14 protein-coding genes are annotated in these 16,442 nt (G+C 70.3%); 2 read left to right on the plus strand and 12 right to left on the minus strand.

What is annotated here, in order from left to right; translation table 11 throughout:
- Window positions 1–114 precede the first annotated feature (114 nt).
- A complete protein-coding gene (locus ACG2DA_RS08095; protein WP_395255053.1) occupies window positions 115–1,830 on the plus strand; it encodes a hypothetical protein in 1,716 nt (571 codons plus the stop codon).
- A gap of 38 nt (window positions 1,831–1,868) precedes the next feature.
- Here the strand turns inward: ACG2DA_RS08095 and ACG2DA_RS08100 are convergent, their stop codons facing one another.
- From ACG2DA_RS08100 to ACG2DA_RS08135, 8 genes are all read right to left on the minus strand, one after another.
- Complete coding sequence (locus ACG2DA_RS08100; RefSeq protein WP_395255084.1) at window positions 1,869–3,257, minus strand: MFS transporter; 1,389 nt, start codon at window positions 3,255–3,257, stop codon at window positions 1,869–1,871.
- Window positions 3,254–4,624 (minus strand): MFS transporter, encoded by a 1,371-nt coding sequence (locus tag ACG2DA_RS08105; protein WP_395255054.1) that lies wholly within the window; start codon window positions 4,622–4,624, stop codon window positions 3,254–3,256. Before ACG2DA_RS08105 ends, ACG2DA_RS08100 begins: the two co-directional genes overlap by 4 nt.
- Window positions 4,625–4,814: 190 nt before the next feature.
- Window positions 4,815–5,357, minus strand: coding sequence for a hypothetical protein (locus ACG2DA_RS08110; protein WP_395255055.1), 543 nt, complete (start codon window positions 5,355–5,357; stop codon window positions 4,815–4,817).
- Window positions 5,358–5,410: 53 nt separating this feature from the next.
- Window positions 5,411–6,223, minus strand: a complete 813-nt coding sequence (gene dapB / locus ACG2DA_RS08115; RefSeq protein WP_395255056.1) for a 4-hydroxy-tetrahydrodipicolinate reductase — start codon at window positions 6,221–6,223, stop codon at window positions 5,411–5,413.
- The gene (locus tag ACG2DA_RS08120; RefSeq protein ID WP_395255057.1) at window positions 6,220–6,588 is read right to left on the minus strand and encodes a cupin domain-containing protein; all 369 of its coding nucleotides are present in this window, start codon (window positions 6,586–6,588) and stop codon (window positions 6,220–6,222) included. Before ACG2DA_RS08120 ends, dapB begins: the two co-directional genes overlap by 4 nt.
- A gap of 43 nt (window positions 6,589–6,631) precedes the next feature.
- Complete coding sequence (locus ACG2DA_RS08125) at window positions 6,632–7,333, minus strand: metallophosphoesterase (protein ID WP_395255058.1); 702 nt, start codon at window positions 7,331–7,333, stop codon at window positions 6,632–6,634.
- A gap of 77 nt (window positions 7,334–7,410) precedes the next feature.
- Window positions 7,411–9,189, minus strand: a complete 1,779-nt coding sequence (locus tag ACG2DA_RS08130; protein ID WP_395255060.1) for an SLC13 family permease — start codon at window positions 9,187–9,189, stop codon at window positions 7,411–7,413.
- A gap of 102 nt (window positions 9,190–9,291) precedes the next feature.
- Entirely contained in the window at window positions 9,292–10,506 is a 1,215-nt protein-coding gene (locus ACG2DA_RS08135; protein WP_395255061.1) for an argininosuccinate synthase, read from the minus strand.
- Between the two features lie 211 nt (window positions 10,507–10,717).
- Between ACG2DA_RS08135 and ACG2DA_RS08140 the strand changes: the two genes are divergently transcribed.
- Window positions 10,718–11,386, plus strand: coding sequence for a Uma2 family endonuclease (locus ACG2DA_RS08140; RefSeq protein ID WP_395255062.1), 669 nt, complete (start codon window positions 10,718–10,720; stop codon window positions 11,384–11,386).
- Window positions 11,387–11,481: 95 nt separating this feature from the next.
- On the opposite strand, the gene groL is transcribed toward ACG2DA_RS08140, so the two are convergent.
- The 4 genes from groL to rlmN all read right to left on the minus strand — a co-directional run bounded on the left by groL (window position 11,482) and on the right by rlmN (window position 16,419).
- Window positions 11,482–13,098, minus strand: coding sequence for a chaperonin GroEL (gene groL / locus ACG2DA_RS08145; RefSeq protein WP_395255063.1), 1,617 nt, complete (start codon window positions 13,096–13,098; stop codon window positions 11,482–11,484).
- Window positions 13,099–13,171: 73 nt separating this feature from the next.
- Window positions 13,172–13,477: a co-chaperone GroES gene (gene groES / locus ACG2DA_RS08150; RefSeq protein WP_145360903.1), complete on the minus strand. Its 306-nt coding sequence runs from the start codon at window positions 13,475–13,477 to the stop codon at window positions 13,172–13,174.
- Window positions 13,478–13,689: 212 nt separating this feature from the next.
- Window positions 13,690–15,219, minus strand: a complete 1,530-nt coding sequence (gene sthA, locus ACG2DA_RS08155; RefSeq protein ID WP_395255064.1) for a Si-specific NAD(P)(+) transhydrogenase — start codon at window positions 15,217–15,219, stop codon at window positions 13,690–13,692.
- Between the two features lie 108 nt (window positions 15,220–15,327).
- Window positions 15,328–16,419 (minus strand): 23S rRNA (adenine(2503)-C(2))-methyltransferase RlmN, encoded by a 1,092-nt coding sequence (rlmN, locus tag ACG2DA_RS08160; RefSeq protein WP_395255065.1) that lies wholly within the window; start codon window positions 16,417–16,419, stop codon window positions 15,328–15,330.
- Window positions 16,420–16,442: the final 23 nt, after the last annotated feature.

Consider the following 16,442-nt stretch of genomic DNA (forward strand, 5'->3'; position numbering starts at 1 on the left):
GGACGCTGGAGCGTCCGGGACGCCGCATGCGGGCGACGATCGCTCTAGCGGCGTTCCCGGCGGGTGTACTAAGCCCCCGCGGTCCCGCTTCGCGTCCGAAGGGAATCGACCGTTATGCGCCCCGTCCTCTGCTTCGCCCTGTTGTGTTGCGCCTCTTCGGCGGTCGCGCAGGAGTTCCCCTACCAGGCCCGGGTCGCCGCGGACGGTCTGCCCGTGCACGCCGGGCCGCTGGCGGACGATTACGTCACCACGACGCTGCCTCGCGGCACGGAGGTGACTGTCGTCCGGCACGATCCGGGCGGTCGGGCGATGATCCAGGCGCCGGCGGGGGCGATCAGCTTCGCCCGGCTGGAATGGCTGACGATGAACTCCGGGACCGCGGAGGGCGGCGGGACGGCGACCGTCACCGCGACCGGGAACGAACTGTATTGCCGCGTCGGCAGCCGGGTCGGCGAGGACCCGATGATCGAACAGGTCCCGCTGAAGGCCGGGCAGTCGGTGACGGTGCAGGGGACGCGCACGCTGCCGGGGCCGAACGGCCCGGAAGTGTGGGCCCAGATTCCCGCGCCCAAGGGCGAGCACCGCTGGGTGCAGCTCCGCTATCTCGTCCCGGCGAACGCCCAGGCCCGGGCGGACCGCGACCGCGATCCCTACGCCGTCCCGGCCGACCTGCTGGACGCCGGCGCTCCGCCGCCGAACGGCGGAGCGAACGTGGCTGTCGCCGATCCCTTCGCCCCCGCCCCGGAGGAGGCGATGGGCAGCGGGGTGGTCGAGGTCGCCTTCGCCGCGCCGCAGCCGCTGGCCGGCGGGGCCGCCGCCGCCCCGCTGCTGGCCGAGGACGCCGGCGCCCCGCCGACCGCGCAAAGCTCCCTCGGGGCCGCCACGCAGACGGCCGCGACCGACCCGTTCGCCAATCTCGGGGGAACGCCCGCGACGCCGATGCCCCGCTCCTCCGCCTCGAACTCCGGTCGGGCCGCGAACGGCCCGCAGGACCCGACGCGGGCGGATCGCTTCTCCGCGCACGGCGCCGACGCCGTCGCCGCCGACCGCCGCCGGCTGGAGCAACTTGATCAGCGGCTCGACAAGCTGCTGGACGCCGACCCGCAGAGCTGGAACCTCGCCGACCTCGAAGCCGACCTGCGGGACCTCCGCGACCGAGCCAGCTCCAACGCCGTCCGCCGCCTCGCCCAGGCCCGCCTGGTCCGGGTGGACGTGCTGAAGAAGATTCGCGGCGAGTATCAGGACTACGTTCAGCTCACCGCCCGCACCGACCGTCGGGACGCGGTGCTCACCGCCGAGGCCGCCGAGACGCTGCGGCGCTTCGCCCAGGCCGAGCCGCCGCACGGCGTCGAGTACGGGGGCGTCGAATACGGCGGCATGCCCTACGAAGGCGGGTTCGCCCCGCAGACGGCCGAGGGCTTCCCGACGCTCTCCGCCCCGCCGCGGACGGCCGCCGGCCCGGAGCAGTTCAACCCGTACGATGACGTCCCCTCGCTGGCCGCCCCGGGCGGGATCGACCAGATGTCGCACACCGAACCGGCCCGCGGCCCGGCGGGCGGCCCGGCCGCGGCCGCGACGCCCGCGGGGGCGATGGCCTTCGAGGCGGTCGGCGTGCTGCGGGAGGTAACGAACCCGCCGCACCCGGAGGCCCCGCGGTTCGCCCTCGTCGGGGCCGACGGCAAGGTCGCCGCCTACCTGCAGGACGACCCGCGGCTGGGCCTCGCCGGCCGGGTCGGGCAGCGGTTCGGCGTGAACGGCCGCCGCTTCACCCACCCGGAAATCGCCGCCCCGATGGTCGGCGTCTCCCGCCTCGTGCCGGTCCGGCAGTAGGTCTCGAGGGAATCAGGCGGAACCGTGGGGGAGGGCGCTCAGACGCGCTCCCGCCGGCCCACCATCCAGACGGGAACCAACACCGCCGACACCGCGATCGCGGCGGCGAGGAACAGCAGCCGGGAGGGCGTTTCCGTCCCGCCGGAGGCCCACTCCGACAGCGTGCCGGAGATCAGAAAGCCCAGCGGCATCCCCACGCCGACCGTCACCACGGCGAACAGGTTCTGAGCGCTGGCCCGCAGGTCCGGCGGGCACTTCGCGTCGACGTACAGCTGCACGGCGACGATCAGGAACACGTGGCAGACCCCGTGCAGGGCCAACCCGGCCAGCACCGGGCCGGTGGCCTCCGTCACGGCGAGGATCAGGAACCGCATCGCCCACGCCGCGACGCCGAGGGTGAACGTCATCGTCACCCCCAGCCGCTTGAGGCAAAGCCCGAGCAACAGCAGGGCGGGGAACTCCGAGAGCTGCCCGATCGTCATCACCGCCGGCACCCAGTCCTTCGAGTACCCCTCGCGGACCAGCAGGGCCGGCACCTCCAGGGTGTAGACGGGCACGATCAGCGACAGGGCGAAGCTCGCCGCGATCAGCAGGGCGAACTGGCGATCCTTCAGCAACCCGAGCGTTTGCAGCGGGGCGAACCGGCCGCTGGTCGGCTTGGGAGGAGGGCTCCGCGGCAGCCACGCGCAGAAGCTGGACAGGGCGAAGGAGAGCACCGCCGCAATGCGGAAGCAGTCCGCGTCGTCCACCGGGGCGAGCCGGCGGAGCAGGCTGTCGAGGTGCGTGAGCCGGTCCCGCATCGCCGGGGCGTTCCGGCTGAGCCACTCCATCGCCTCCCGCTGACCCAGCCAGACCGAGACGAACAGCCCCGCCAGCACCCAACCCACCGTGCCCCACAGCCGCACGCGGCCGAACTGCGTGTCCGGGTCCGGCAGGTGGCGGAAGGTCACGGCGCTGACGACCGGCAGCGTCGGGAAATACAGGGCGCTGAAGAGACCCACCGACGCGATCAGGAACCAAAACCCCTCCCCGGTGACGGAGAACAGGTTCGCGGCGAACGGCACGACCAGCAGCGTGAGGCCGCCGAAGAAGTGGGCGACGGCGAGGTACTTCTCCGCCCCCATCAGCCGGTCGCACAGCTGCCCGACGACGATCGGCGCCACCCATAACCCGACCGCCGCGACGGCAAACAGGCTGCCGAGTTGGCCGCGGGAGAGCCCGCGGCCCTCGAAGTACAGCGGCAGGTAGGTCAGCAGGGCGCCGGTGACGCCCCACTGGAGCGCCCACAGCACGCCCAGCCGCACGCGCAGGCCCAGCGACGGCTTCCTCCGTACGGGGGCCGAGTCCGGGTCGGGCGGAGCCGCGTCGGGGGGCGTCGGGCCCGGTTCCGGAGGGTCTGAGACCGTGGGGTCGGGCGGAGCGATCAGCCGTGTTCTCCCGCCGGCATACCGCCGGTGCCGGGATCGGTGGCAGGCGGGGGCCCACCGGTGTCCTCGCCGGTCGCGGCGAGTTCCGCCCGCTGGGCGTCCGAGAGCCGGTCACGGAACAGCACGCAGAACAGCGCCAGGATGACCGCCGCCGCGATGCAGGGCCACAGCCAGATCGACGGCCAATCGCGGACGACGGCGTCCGCCGTCTCGGTCGTGTAGGCCCCGGCCAGCAGCCCGAACAGCTGGGCGCCGATCAGCAGCCCGACGCCCTGCGTGATGAGCACCAGGAAGCCCTGCGCCTGCCCGCGCAGCCCGGCGGGGGCGCGTTTCTCCGTGTAGATCTGCCCGGTGACGAAGAAGAAGTCGTAGCAGATGCCGTGCAGGATGACGCCGCCGAGGATCAGCGCCTTCGAGGCGTCGCCGTCCAGCGGGCCGCCGTCGGCGGCGGCGCTGAACAGCCCGTATCGCAGCACCCAGGCACCCATGCCCGCGGCGAGCATCCACTTCACGCCCAGCCGGGCGAAGGCGAAGGGCATCGCGAGCATGAACAGGACTTCGCTCATCTGACCGAAGCTCATGTTGAACCCCGGGTCCTCGAAGCCGCTGTCGCCCAGAAAGCCGTTGGCGAAGCCGTAGTAGCCGGCCAGCGGAATGCAGAGCAGCCCGCTGGCGATCATGAACACCGCGAAGCTGCGGTCCTTCATCATGCCGATCGCTCCGAAGCCCAACAGGTCCGCGGGGGTGGAGGCCTGCCCCTTCGCCGGGGGCGGGGTGTGCGGCAGCGAGAGGCTGTAGACCGCCAGCGCAAGGGAGGCGGCGGCCGTCACCCAGTACTGGCCGACGCCGGCCTCCAGGTCCGGCCCGGTCCAGTCGGCGGCCCCGAACCAGGTTTCCCACTTGCTGACCAGGATCGAGCCGACGATCCACCCCAGCGTGCCGAACACCCGGACGATCGGGAATTGCTTCTCCGGATTGCTGATGTGCGAGAACGCGACGGTGTTCGTCAGCCCCAGCGTGGGCATGAAGCAGAGCGAGTGCCCGAACAGCAACAGGAGATACAGCGTCGTGTCGTCGTCGGACGGGTTCTGCCCGAGGACCGTCGGCACCGCCGCCATCGCCACGGCGCCGAGCAGCATCAGCCCGGCGAGCACCCGCTCGCTGGCGAAGAAGCGGTCGGCCACCATGCCCAGGAACAGCGGGGCGAGGATCGCGGCGATCGGGGCCACGGAGTAGGCCCACCCGGTCACGCCGGCGGCGTCGTTCCAACCGGAGCCGTTGAGGATGAAGTTCCCGGTGGAGACGTACCAGCTCCCCCAGACGAAGAACTGCAGGAACATCATCACCGCCAACCGGGCGATCAGCACGGCTCCGCCGCCCGATTCGGGAGCTGCCGGGGTGGGGGAACCGTTCGCCGCTGCCATCGCCGTACGCTCAAAGAAGTCGGACCGGGGGGAGCCCCGTCACGATCGCGCAAACCGCCGGGCGGCGCGATGATGGCCCCCGTCCGGTCCGCCGACAACCGCACCGCCGCCGGCTTCGCCGCGGGACGCCGCGTTACTCCGCGATCTCTCCGGTCAGCCAGACTGCGGGGGCGACGGCGTCCGCCCGTGCGGGCAAGGCCACGCCGGCGGCGCCCGCGGTGGGCACCACGCCGTCCGCGGGGATGAGGCCGCCGCCCGCGTCGAAGGCTTCGGGCAGCGTGTCGGTGGGCACGGCCCGGATCGGGCGGCCGTCCCAGACGTGCAACGCCGGGACGACCGGCGCCTCTGCAGGTTCCTCCGGCGCCGCGGCGGGCCGGACCCCGGCGCTCTTTGCCGCGGCGCGCTCCGCGGAGAGCAGGATCACGCCGTCGCCGGTCGGGGGAACCGCCGCCCGGTGACGCCGGGCGTCCTCCGGGGAGAGCACCGCATAAGCGAGGCCGGCGGTCGCGGCGATCGTCACCCCGCAGGCCAGCACCGGGCCCCGCCACGCCGATACGGCCTTGGCGTTCGGACGCAACGCCGGCTCGGCGGCCGGGGCGGCGCACCGTTCTTCCGCGGCGGGCGAGGCGAGACGCTCGAACCGGAAGAGGGCGGGGCGTGCGGCGGGGGCGTCCATACGCGAGCCGAGGGTGGGGGGAACACCCGGCAGCATCGGCGGGACCGCCCCGATTACTTGAGGCCGAGCACCTCGTCCATCCCGTAGAGCCCCGGCGGCCGGCCCACCGCCCAGCGGGCCGCCGCGATCGAGCCGTTCGCGTAGCTGTCCCGAGTGCGGCCGCGGACCGCGATCTCCAACGTCTCGCCGAGCATGCCGAACAGGATCGAGTGCTCCCCGACGTTGTCCCCCTCCCGCACCGCGTGCAGGCCGATCTCGTTGTGCGGGCGGGCGCCGGGCCGGCCGCTGCGGCCGTGGACGAACTCTTCCTGCCCCATCACTCCGCGCACGATTTCCGCGAACCGCAGGGCCGTGCCGCTGGGGGCGTCCTCCTTGAAGCGGTGGTGCCGCTCGACGATCTCGACGTCCGCCCCGCCGGGCACGTCTTTCAGCGCCTCGGCGGCCAGTTCCGTCAGCCGCATGGCGACGTTCACCGCCGTGCTGAAGCTCGGGGCGAACACGACCGGCACGCTCTCCGCCGCGGTCCGCACGGCGTCCATCTGGCTGTCGGAGAGGCCCGTCGTCGCCACGGCGATCGGCAGATTCCGCTTCACGCAGGAGGTGAGGACGGCCAACAGCCCGTCCGGCGTGGAGAAATCGATCACCGCGTCGCACCGGGCGTCGCCCACGCGGTCGGTGATCGGCACGCCCGCGGGGCCGGCGCCGGCCAATTCGCCGGCGTCGGTCCCCAGGTGCGGGGAGTCCGAATGGTCCAGGGCGGCGGCGAGCGTCACGTTCTCGGCGTCCATCACCCCGGCGACGACCCGGCGCCCCATCCGGCCGGCGGCCCCGTTGACGGCGATTCTCAGCGGTTGGGGAGGAGTCATACGGCGTCGCGGTGAACGGTGTCGGGAGAGAACGCGGGGGTGCAGACGGCAATGTAGGTCGCCCCGCCGTCGTGGGGCGTGCTGTAACGCACCCAGTCGCCCGCCGCGACGTGCACCGCCTGACCGGCGGCGACGTCCAGGGGGGCGCCGTCTTCCCGTTCGACCCGCAGGATGCCGCTGAGCACGAGGGTGTATTCGTCGAACTCCGGCCGCTGGCCCGGCTCGCTCCACCCGAAGGGGCTGGTCATCCGGGCGATCGAGAGGGCTTCGGTCCCGCTATTGACGCGACCGACGAACTCCTCGATGCGTTTCGGCGGCGTGCCGGCCGCTTCCACGAGGCTGGGCGTCGCAATTAGACGGGGCATCGCGGGGAGCCGGAGCGGGGGCGGGGGGAACGGGACGCGAACCCTACCCGCGGTCCTCGAACCTCGCCAAATCGAACGGCCCCCGGGCGTCGCCCTGCTGGTTCGCCTGCCAGACGCGATTCGTCCCGTCCTCGGCGATCTCCAGCGCTGTGAGCCAGCCGCCCGGGGCGTAGACCTTGGTGTCGATGCAGCACCACCCCGGCCAGACGCGGGGCTCGCCGGACGCCTGGGCGGTGTGCCCGCACACGACCCGCCGGCCGTTCGGGGGGGGCGGCTCCTCGTAGGTCAGCTTCTCCCAGCGGAGCGTCGCCGGCGATTGTTCCGACAGCGGGAGGGCGGGGTCGATCATGGCGTGAACGAAGATGTCGCGGCCCCGCTCGACCACGCCGGCGGCGTTCTCCAGGAATCGGATGTGCTCCGCCGGCACGTCCCCCGGCAGCCCACCGTAGCTTTCCAGCGTCTCCTTGCCGCCGAACGCCATCCAGTTCGGCCCGACGTCCCGGAACCCCGGCCGGCCGAGCGCTCCGAGGAACATCTCGTCGTGGTTGCCGAGGATCACTTTCACGTCGATCTCCTCGCCCAAGGCGATCAGCAGATCGATGACCCGGGCGGTGTCCGGGCCGCGATCGCACAGGTCGCCCAGCTGCACGAGGCCGTCGTCCTCGCGCAGATCGAGCGAGGTGAGCAGCGTTTCCAGGGCGACGTCACAGCCGTGGACGTCGGAGACGGCGAAGAAGCGGGACATGCCGCCATCCTAGGCCGACCGCCGGCGCCGTCCTCGGGCCGATCCCGGTTCCCGCCGGCCGGACCGCCGACGGGGCCTCAGCGGAACGGCCAGATCCAGGGGATCAGCAGGAGCGCCACCGCCCCCAGCAGCAGGTTGAGCGGCGTCCCGATTTTGAGGAAGTCGCCGAACCGGTAGCCGCCGGGGCCGTAGATCATCATGTTCGTCTGATAGCCGATCGGCGTCATAAAGCTGGCGGACGCCGAGAGCATCAGGGCGACGAGGAACGGCCGCGGGTCCGCCTCGTACTGCCTGGCGGTCTCCAGGCAGAACGGGAACATCAGCACCGCCGCGGCGTTGTTGGTGATCAGTTCCGTGATCGCCGAGCCGAGGAAATAGATCGTCGCCAGCGCCGCGATCGGTCCCCAGGACTTTGTGGCGTCCACCAACGTCGTGGCCACGGCCGCGGCGGCGCCGGAGTTCTCGAGGGCCGAACCGACCCCGAACGCCGCCGCGATCGTGATGAGCACCTGCCACTCAATGCTGCGGCGGGCGTCCCCGGAGGAGATGCAGCCGAGGGCGACCATCAGCACGGCGGTTAGCACGGCCGTGACGAGGATCGGCAGCAGGCCGGTGGTCATCAGGACCAGCAGACCGGCGAACAGACCCAGCGAGAGCCACATCCGGTCCCGCCGCACCGGCCGCCAGTCGTCCACGCCGCTGACGAGGTAAAACGCCGGGCTGTGGCGGTAGGTCCGCAGGAAGTGCGGGCGGACCTGCAACAACAGGGCGTCGCCGGGTTGAAGGACGATGTCGCCGATCTTCCGTTCCACCCGTTTCCCGGCTCGGTGCACCGCCACGACGGCGGCGCCGTACGCCCCGCGGAAGTCGGCGTCGCGGACCGATTTGCCGACCAGCGGCGAACTGTCGGACACCACCGCCTCGCACAGCCGCCGGCTGCGTTGGCGGCTGGGGAGCACCTCGTAGTCCGGGTCGGCGACCGGCACGAGCCCGGGGACCTTTTCCAGATCGAGGATGCTGCTGACGATCCCGGCGAACGTCAGGCGGTCGCCCTCGTGGATCGCGTCGTCCGGCCCCACCGGGGCGACGGTTTCGTCGGCCCGTTCGATTTCAATCAGGAACAGGCCCGGCAACTGCCGGAGCCCGGCCTCCTCGACCGATTTGCCGGCCAGCCGGCAGCCCGGCTGAACGAGCATCTCCGCCAGGTATTCCCGGCGGCTCTCCTCCAACTGTTCGAGCAGTTCCTTCCGCTCCGGCAGGAGCGCCCCGCCGACGACGAAGAGATAGCCCAGCCCGACGACCGCGTACGGCAGGCCGACGGCGCCGATCTCGAACAGGCTCATGCCCGGCAGACCGTTGTCGATCATCAGGCCGTCGACGACGAGGTTCGTCGAGGTGCCGATCAGCGTGCAGGTCCCGCCCAGGATTGCGAAGAAGGACAGCGGGATCAGCAGCTTGCTGGGGGAGACCTGATGCCGCCGGCCCCAGTCGATCGCCACCGGCACGAACATCGCCACGATCGGCGTGTTGTTGAGGAACGCGGACATCGGCAGCACCGCCGCCGCCATCCGGGCCAGCGCGGCCCGTTCGGTCTTCGCCCGGCCCAGGACGTGATGGCCGACGAGGTCCAGCACCCCGGTCTCCCGCAGGCCGGCCACCACGACGAACAGGGCGGCGACGGTCAGCATCCCCGCGTTGGAGAACCCGGCGAAGGCCTCGGCGGGCGTGATGATCCCGAGCACGGCCAACCCGGCGCTCGCCCCGAGGAACAGCACGTCCGGCGGCGCCAGGTTCCTCAACAACGCAACGAACAGCGCCCCCACCACGGCGAGGGTGATCCAGGCGTCGCCGCCCATACTGCGACAGTTCGTTCAGACGCGACGCGCCCGCGGGGGGCGGACGGGGCGGGGAAGGGGCCGACGCCGCGGGAGCCGCGGCGTCGGCGGGACGGGGGAGACTCAGTAACCGCGGGGCGTAACCGTACCCTGCACGCGGCTGGGCAGGCCGGTGATCCGCAGGAAGCCGGTGGCGTCGTCCTGATCGTAGCTGCCGCCGCCCTCCATCGAGGCGATCTCCGCGTCGTAGAGGCTGTTCGGCGAGGAGCGCCGGCGGGCCGACAGGTTCCCCTTGTACATGCCGAGCGTTACCTCGCCGGTGACGGGTTCCTGGGCCTTGTCGGTGAAGGCGAACAGGGCGTCCAGCTTCGGCGTGTACCACAGGCCGTAGTAGACCATCTCCGCCACGACCGGGGAGAGCTGATCGCGGAGGTGCATCAGATCCCGGTCGAGGGTGAGCTCCTCGAGCATGCGGTGGGCCTCGTAGAGCAGCGTCATGCCGGGGGCCTCGTAGACGCCGCGGCTTTTCATGCCGACGAAGCGGTTCTCGACCATGTCGATCCGGCCGACGCCGTTGCGGCCGGCGAGTTCGTTGGCCTTCTCCACGATCCCCTTGGCGGTCAGCTTCTCCCCGTTGATGGAGACCGGCACGCCGCTCTCGAAGGCGATCGTGACTTCTTCCAGCTTGTCCGGGGCCTCCTGCGGGGAGACGCCCATCGTGAAGTCGACCACTTCCTGCCCGGCGACGGACAGATCCTCCAGGTCGCCGGCCTCGTAGGAGACGTGCAGGCAGTTCTCGTCGCTGCTGTAGGGCTTGGCGCTGGTCGCTTTGACCGGGATGCCCTTCTCCTCGCAGTAGGCGATCAGCTCGGCCCGGCCGGGGAACTTGTCGCGGAAGGCTTTGATCCGCCAGGGGGCGATCATCTGCACCGTCGGGTCCAGGGCCTCGGCGGCGAGTTGGAACCGGCACTGGTCGTTGCCCTTGCCGGTCGCCCCGTGGGCGTACGCCGTGGCGCCGACCTCCCGGGCGACCTGCAGCATCACCTTGCTGATCAGCGGCCGGGCAATGCTGGTGCCCATCAGGTAGATGCTCTCGTACTTCGCCCCGGCCTTGAGCACGGGGAAGGCGAAGTCGCGGCAGAGTTCCTCCGTCACGTCGACGATCCGGGCGCTTTTGGCGCCGCAGTCCTCGGCCTTCTTGAGAATCGCCTGCTTGTCCTCGCCCGGCTGGCCGATGTCGACGTACACGCAGTGCACGTCCCAGCCCTCGTCCTGGAGCCAGCCGAGGATGACGGAGGTGTCGAGGCCGCCAGAATAGGCGAGCACGCAGGCGGGCATGAGAACCGAAGGGGTCGAAGCGAAGCGGGCGGGGAAGGGGGGCACTCTAACGGAGCGGGGGGCGTGGTAGAATGCCGGCGAACGCAACCCCTTGCCGGTGAGATCCGTGTCCGTCCCCGCCGCGCTGACGCCGACACTTCCCGATCGGGGCGCGGCGGGTCGTACGGGGGGCCGGGAGTCGGCGTTCGTTCCCGACCGGCAGTGGTTGAACGTGGCGATCCCCCCCGGGGCCATGGAACTCGACGGGTTTCTCGACTGGGTCTGCTCGGCCGGATTCCCGCGGGGCGTACGAGCCTCGTTGATCAACGGCTGTTTGAGGTTGGAACCCGTGGGCGACCACCTGTTCACCCACAACTCCCTGAAGGGCGCGGTTTTCGCCGCGTTGCGGGAGTACGGCCGCCGCACGAAACTCGGCCGGGCGTATACGGACGGGGCGATCTACGCCCACCGGCCCGACGGCCCGGCGAACGAACCGGACGCAACGTTCCTCCTGTACGAATCGCTGACGTCGGGGCGGGTGCGGGTGGGGGAGAGACGCGAGGGGGCCGGCGGACTGCCGATCGTCGAAGGGGCCGCGGACCTGGTGGCGGAGTGCGTCAGCGATTCCAGCGTTCCCAAAGACACGGTCGAATTGCGGGCGGCGTACTTCTCCGCAGGCGTTCGGGAGTACTGGCTCCTGGACGGCCGCGGCGACGACCTCGAGTTCGCGCTGCTGACCCGCACGGAGGAGTCCGCGGATTGGGCCGAGGCGGAGGTCGACGCGGACGGCTATCGGCTGTCGCCCGTTCTGGGGCGTCGGGTGAAGATTGCACGGGAAACCGATCCGCTCGGCGACGCCGAATGGGACGTCCTGCTGGACGAGCCCGCGGCTGCGGAATGAAAGAAGCCCCCGGCGTGGCCGCCGGGGGCTTCGGACGAACCTGCGATCGCCGTCCCGGGGGACGGCTCGCGACGACTGGTCGCCTCAGGGGCGGCTCAGTAGATGTCTTCGCCGCTCATGCCGCCGCCCTTGCCCTTGGCGGGCTTGTCGGCGATCAGGGCCTCGCTGGTCAGCAGCAGGGTGCTGACGGAGGCCGCATTCTGCAGCGCGGTGCGGGTGACCTTGGCCGGATCGATGATGCCGGCTTTGACCATGTCCTCGTAGACGTCGGTCGCGGCGTTGTAGCCGTAGTTGCCGTCTTCGGCGAGGACCTTCTCGCAGACCACGGCGCCGTCCTTGCCGGCGTTGTTGGAGATCTGCGTCAGCGGCGCCCGGCAGGCCCGGAGGATGATCTGGTAGCCGGTGCCGAAGTCGTGGCCTTCCTTCTTGGACGGCTTGACCTGCGAGCTGGCCCGCAGCAGGGCGACGCCGCCGCCCGGCAGGATGCCTTCCTCGACGGCCGCACGGGTGGCGTGCAGGGCGTCCTCGACGCGGGCCTTCTTCTCCTTCATCTCGGACTCGGTCGCGGCGCCCACGTTCACCTGGGCGACGCCGCCGGCCAGCTTGGCGACCCGCTCCTCGAGCTTCTCGCGGTCGTAGTCGCTGGTGGAGTTTTCGAGTTCGCGGCGGATCTGTTCGATCCGGGCCTTGATGTCGGCGCTCTTGCCGCCGCCCTCAATGATGGTCGTGTTCTCCTTGTCGATCACGACCTTCTTGGCGGTGCCGAGGTCGGAGAGCTGGAGGTTCTCCAGCTTGATGCCGAGGTCCTCGAAGATCGCGGTGCCGCCGACCATCACGGCGATGTCCTGCAGCATGGCCTTCCGGCGGTCGCCGTAGCCCGGGGCCTTCACGGCGGCGACCTTGAAGGTGCCCCGCAGGTTGTTGATGACGAGGGTGGCGAGGGCTTCGCCTTCGACGTCCTCGGCGATGATCAGCAGGCTCTTGCCGCTCTGGACGACCTTCTCCAGGACCGGAACCAGGTCGCGGATGTTGGAGATCTTTTTCTCGTGCACCAGGACGTACGGGTCCTCCAGCACGACCTCCATCGCCTGCCGGTCGGTGACGAAGTAGGGGCTGAGGTAGCCGCGATCGAACTGCATGCCCTCGACGACGTCGAAGGTGGTCTCCAGGCTCTTGCCCTCTTCCACGGTGAGGACGCCGTCGTTGCCGACCGCTTCCATCGCCTTGGAGATGATCGTGCCGATCTCGCTGTCGCCGTTGCTGGCGACGGTGCCGACCTGGGCGATGCTCTTGCTGTCGCGGGCCTCGATGCTCATGGACTTGAGCTTGGCGACGATGTCCTCGACCGCCTGGTCCATGCCCCGCTTCATCTCGATCGGGGAGACGCCGGAGACGACGGCCTTGAGGCCCTCGTTGTAGATCGCCTCGGCCATCACCGTGGCGGTGGTGGTGCCGTCGCCGGCGTTGTCGCTGGTCTTGGAGGCGACCTCCTTGACCATGCGGGCGCCCATGTCCTCGAACTTGTCCGGCAGTTCGACCTCTTTGGCGACGGTCACGCCGTCCTTGGTGACGGTCGGGGAGCCGAAGGATTTTTCCAGGATGACGTTCCGGCCCTTGGGGCCGAGGGTCACTTTGACGGCCCGGGCCAGCTTGCCGACGCCGCGGCGCATGGCTTCCTGGGCTTCCTGGTCGAAGGCGATCATCTTCGCCATGGGATCACTCTTGGGATGCGGGGATGTACGGGAGGAAAATACGGACGCCGGGCCGACGCCCGGCGACGCGGAACTAGCAGGTGGCGAGGATGTCGCTCTCGCGGAGCAGCAGCAGGTCTTCGTCGCCGATCTTGATCTCGTCGCCGGCGTAGCTGCTGAAGATGACGGTGTCCCCCTCCTTGACCGTCAGCGGCACCTTGGTGCCGTCGTCCTTCACGTGGCCGTCGCCCACGGCGACCACCTCGCCACGCTGCGGTTTGTCCTTGGCGGCGTCCGGCAGCACGATCCCGCCGGCGGTGGTGGATTCGGCCTCGGCGCGCTTCAGCACGACGCGGTCGCCCAGCGGGGCGATGTTGATCTTGGCGGAGGGCTTCGCCATCGGTGTTCGGAACTCGGAGATACTGCGGGAAACGGACAGACCGGCCGGGCCGGTGCGTGTTCCGAACCAACAGCGAACGCCGTACCAGATCGGCGTTCTCTCCCCTAACCGATTGCGATGCGGCGGCTTACGTCGTCGCCTCCTGAGACGTCGGCCGACGACCTGTCAGAACGGCAGCGGCGGGACCGTCGGAACAGCGGACCCCTGCGAGCTCAGAACAGTCGGTTGTAGCCGTTCAACGCCGCGACACGATACGCCTCGGCCATCGTCGGGTAGTTGAAGGTCGTGTTCACGAAGTAGTCGATCGTGTTGCGGCCCTTCGGCTGGGCCATGATCGCCTGACCGATGTGGACGATCTCGCTGGCGCTGCGGCCGAAGCAGTGAATCCCCAGAATTTCGCGCGTCTCCCGGTGAAACAGGAGCTTGAGCATGCCCACCGGCGTGCCGGCGATCTGGGCCCGGGCGAGGTGTTTGAACATGCTCTGGCCGACCTCGTAGGGCACGTTCGCCTCGGTCAGCTCCCGCTCCGTCTGGCCGACGCTGCTGATCTCCGGCGAGGTGTAGATGCCGGTGGGAATGTCCTTCAGCGCGGTGCGGTCCTCGCGGCCCTCGATCAGGTGCATGGAGGCGTATCGACCCTGCACGTAGGCGGCGCTGGCCAGCGACGGGTAGCCGATCACGTCGCCGACCGCGTAGACGTGCTTGTGCTTGGTCCGCAAGTTCTCGTCCACCTCGATCTGGCCGCGACGGTTCGGCTCGATCTCCAGTTGGTCCAGCCCCAGGGACTCCGTGTTGCCGCTGCGGCCGGCGGCCCACAGCAGAATGTCGGACTTCAGTTTCTTCCCGCTCTTGAGGTGCAGCACGACGCCGTCGTCCTGCCCTTCAGCGTGCTCGATCGACTCCCGGTGCCGGATCACCACGCCGCGGTCGCGGAGGTGGTAGGCGAGGGCGTCGATAATCTCGTCGTCCAGGAACTCCAGCAGCTTGTCCCGGGTGTTGACGAGGTTCACCTTGCAGCCGAGGTTCCGAAACATGCTGGCGTATTCGCAGCCGATCACGCCGGCGCCGTAGATCGTGATGCTCATCGGCGTCTCCTCCAGCGAGAGGATCGTGTCGCTGTCGAAGATCCGCGGATGGGAGAAGTCGATGTTCTCCGGCCGGAACGGGCGACTGCCGACGGCGACGACGAAGGCGTCGGAGGTGTAGCGCGTTTCGTGGCCGTTCTCGCTGGTCACGGCGAACTCGTGCATCCCCGTGAAGCGGGCGTGACCGGCGAGCAGCGTGACGCCGTTGCGGTCGTAAAACGTCCGTCGCATCGCGACCTGGCGGTCGATGACGCCCGCGGCACTGGCCCGCAGCTCCGGGAAGGAGGCGGAGACGTTCCCGCAGTTCTTCCGCACGACCGCCATCTGGGCCGCTTCGGTGACCTGATTGATCGCGAACCGCAGCGCCTTGCTGGGGATGGTGCCCCAGTGCGTGCACCCGCCGCCGACGCGGGCGTACTTCTCGCAGACCGCGACCCGCTTGCCGAGCTTCACCGCCTGCATGGCCGCCCCCTCGCCGCCGGGGCCGGTGCCGATCACCACGACGTCGAAGTCGCGGTCGTCCCGGTCCTCCACGCCGGTGGCGAACCCCTTGCCGCTGCCTTTGAACTTCGGCCGGATGTCCGCCAGGCCGGCCCCGTGCTCCTGTTTCTCCTCCGCCTCGGCGGGGGCGTCGGAATCGTCGTGCTCGTCGCTCATGGGGGCCGGGGAAAGGTCGGCGGGGGGGAAGGGGAGCGCGACAGAGGATAGCGGAGCCGACCGGCTTTACAGTGCCGACCCGCCCCAAAGCTCAAACCCTCACGGGTTTTAGACCGCCAGCGAAACCGGCTCCCGCTCCGCGACGCGGCGCAGTTGGCCGCAGGCGGCGTCGATATCGGCACCCTTGCGCTTCCGTACCGTCGCGGGCACGCCGGCGTCGTTGAGGATCGCCGCGAACCGCCCCGTCGCGGGACTGCCGGGGGCGGCGAAGTCGAGTTCCGCCACATCGTTCATCGGGATGAGGTTCACGTGGGCCGTCCGCCCGGCGAGCAGTTCCGCCAGCTCGGCCGCGTGGTGCGGTTCGTCGTTTACCCCGGCCAGCAGCACGTATTCGTACGTCACCCGTCGACCGGTCGCGGCGAAGTAGTCGTCCGCCGCCTCCAGCACCGCGTGCAGGCCGGTCTTCTGATTGACCGGGACGATTTCGGACCTTAGTTCGTCGTTCGGAGCGTGCAGGGAGACGGCCAGGTTGTACGGTTTGCCGAGTTCCGCGAACCGCCGCATCTGAGCCGGCAGGCCGACGGTGGAGACGGTGATCCGCCGCGGCGACAGGCCGAGCCCGTCCGGGGCAGTCAGCTCCTCCAGCACGCCGGTGAGGTTCCGCAGGTTCGCCAACGGCTCGCCGATGCCCATGACGACGACGTTCGTGATCCGCCCGCCGTCCTGCTCCCGCGGCGGCAGCAGGCGATCGAGACGAAGCACCTGCTCGAGAATTTCCCCCCGGGTGAGATCCCGTTTCACGCCGCCGATCCCGCTGGCGCAGAACACGCAGCCCATCGCGCAGCCGACTTGCGTGCTGATGCAGACCGTCCGCCGGCCGGTTTCCCGCATCAACACGCACTCGACGTGGTGGGCGGGCGTCTTGCCGCTGGGATCGGCGAAGCGGAGCAGCAGCTTCTCGGTGCGGTCCCGGGCGACCTGATGCCGAACCGGCTGCCCGGTGAACAGCGGCAACTCGGCCGCCAACCGCTCCCGCAGGGCGGCGGGCAGGGTGGTGACGTCGGAGAGCGACTCAGCCCGCCCGTCGAAGATCGCCTTGCGGATCTGCTTGGCCCGGAACGGCTTCTCGCCGCGCTCCGACAGCCAGTTCTTCAGCGCGTCGGCGTCGAGGTCCAGCAGAGAAGCGGGCGGGGCGGGCATGGCTCGCAGTCTACGGTCCGCCG

The organism is Alienimonas sp. DA493 (assembly GCF_043951915.1).
Classification (GTDB): domain Bacteria; phylum Planctomycetota; class Planctomycetia; order Planctomycetales; family Planctomycetaceae; genus Alienimonas.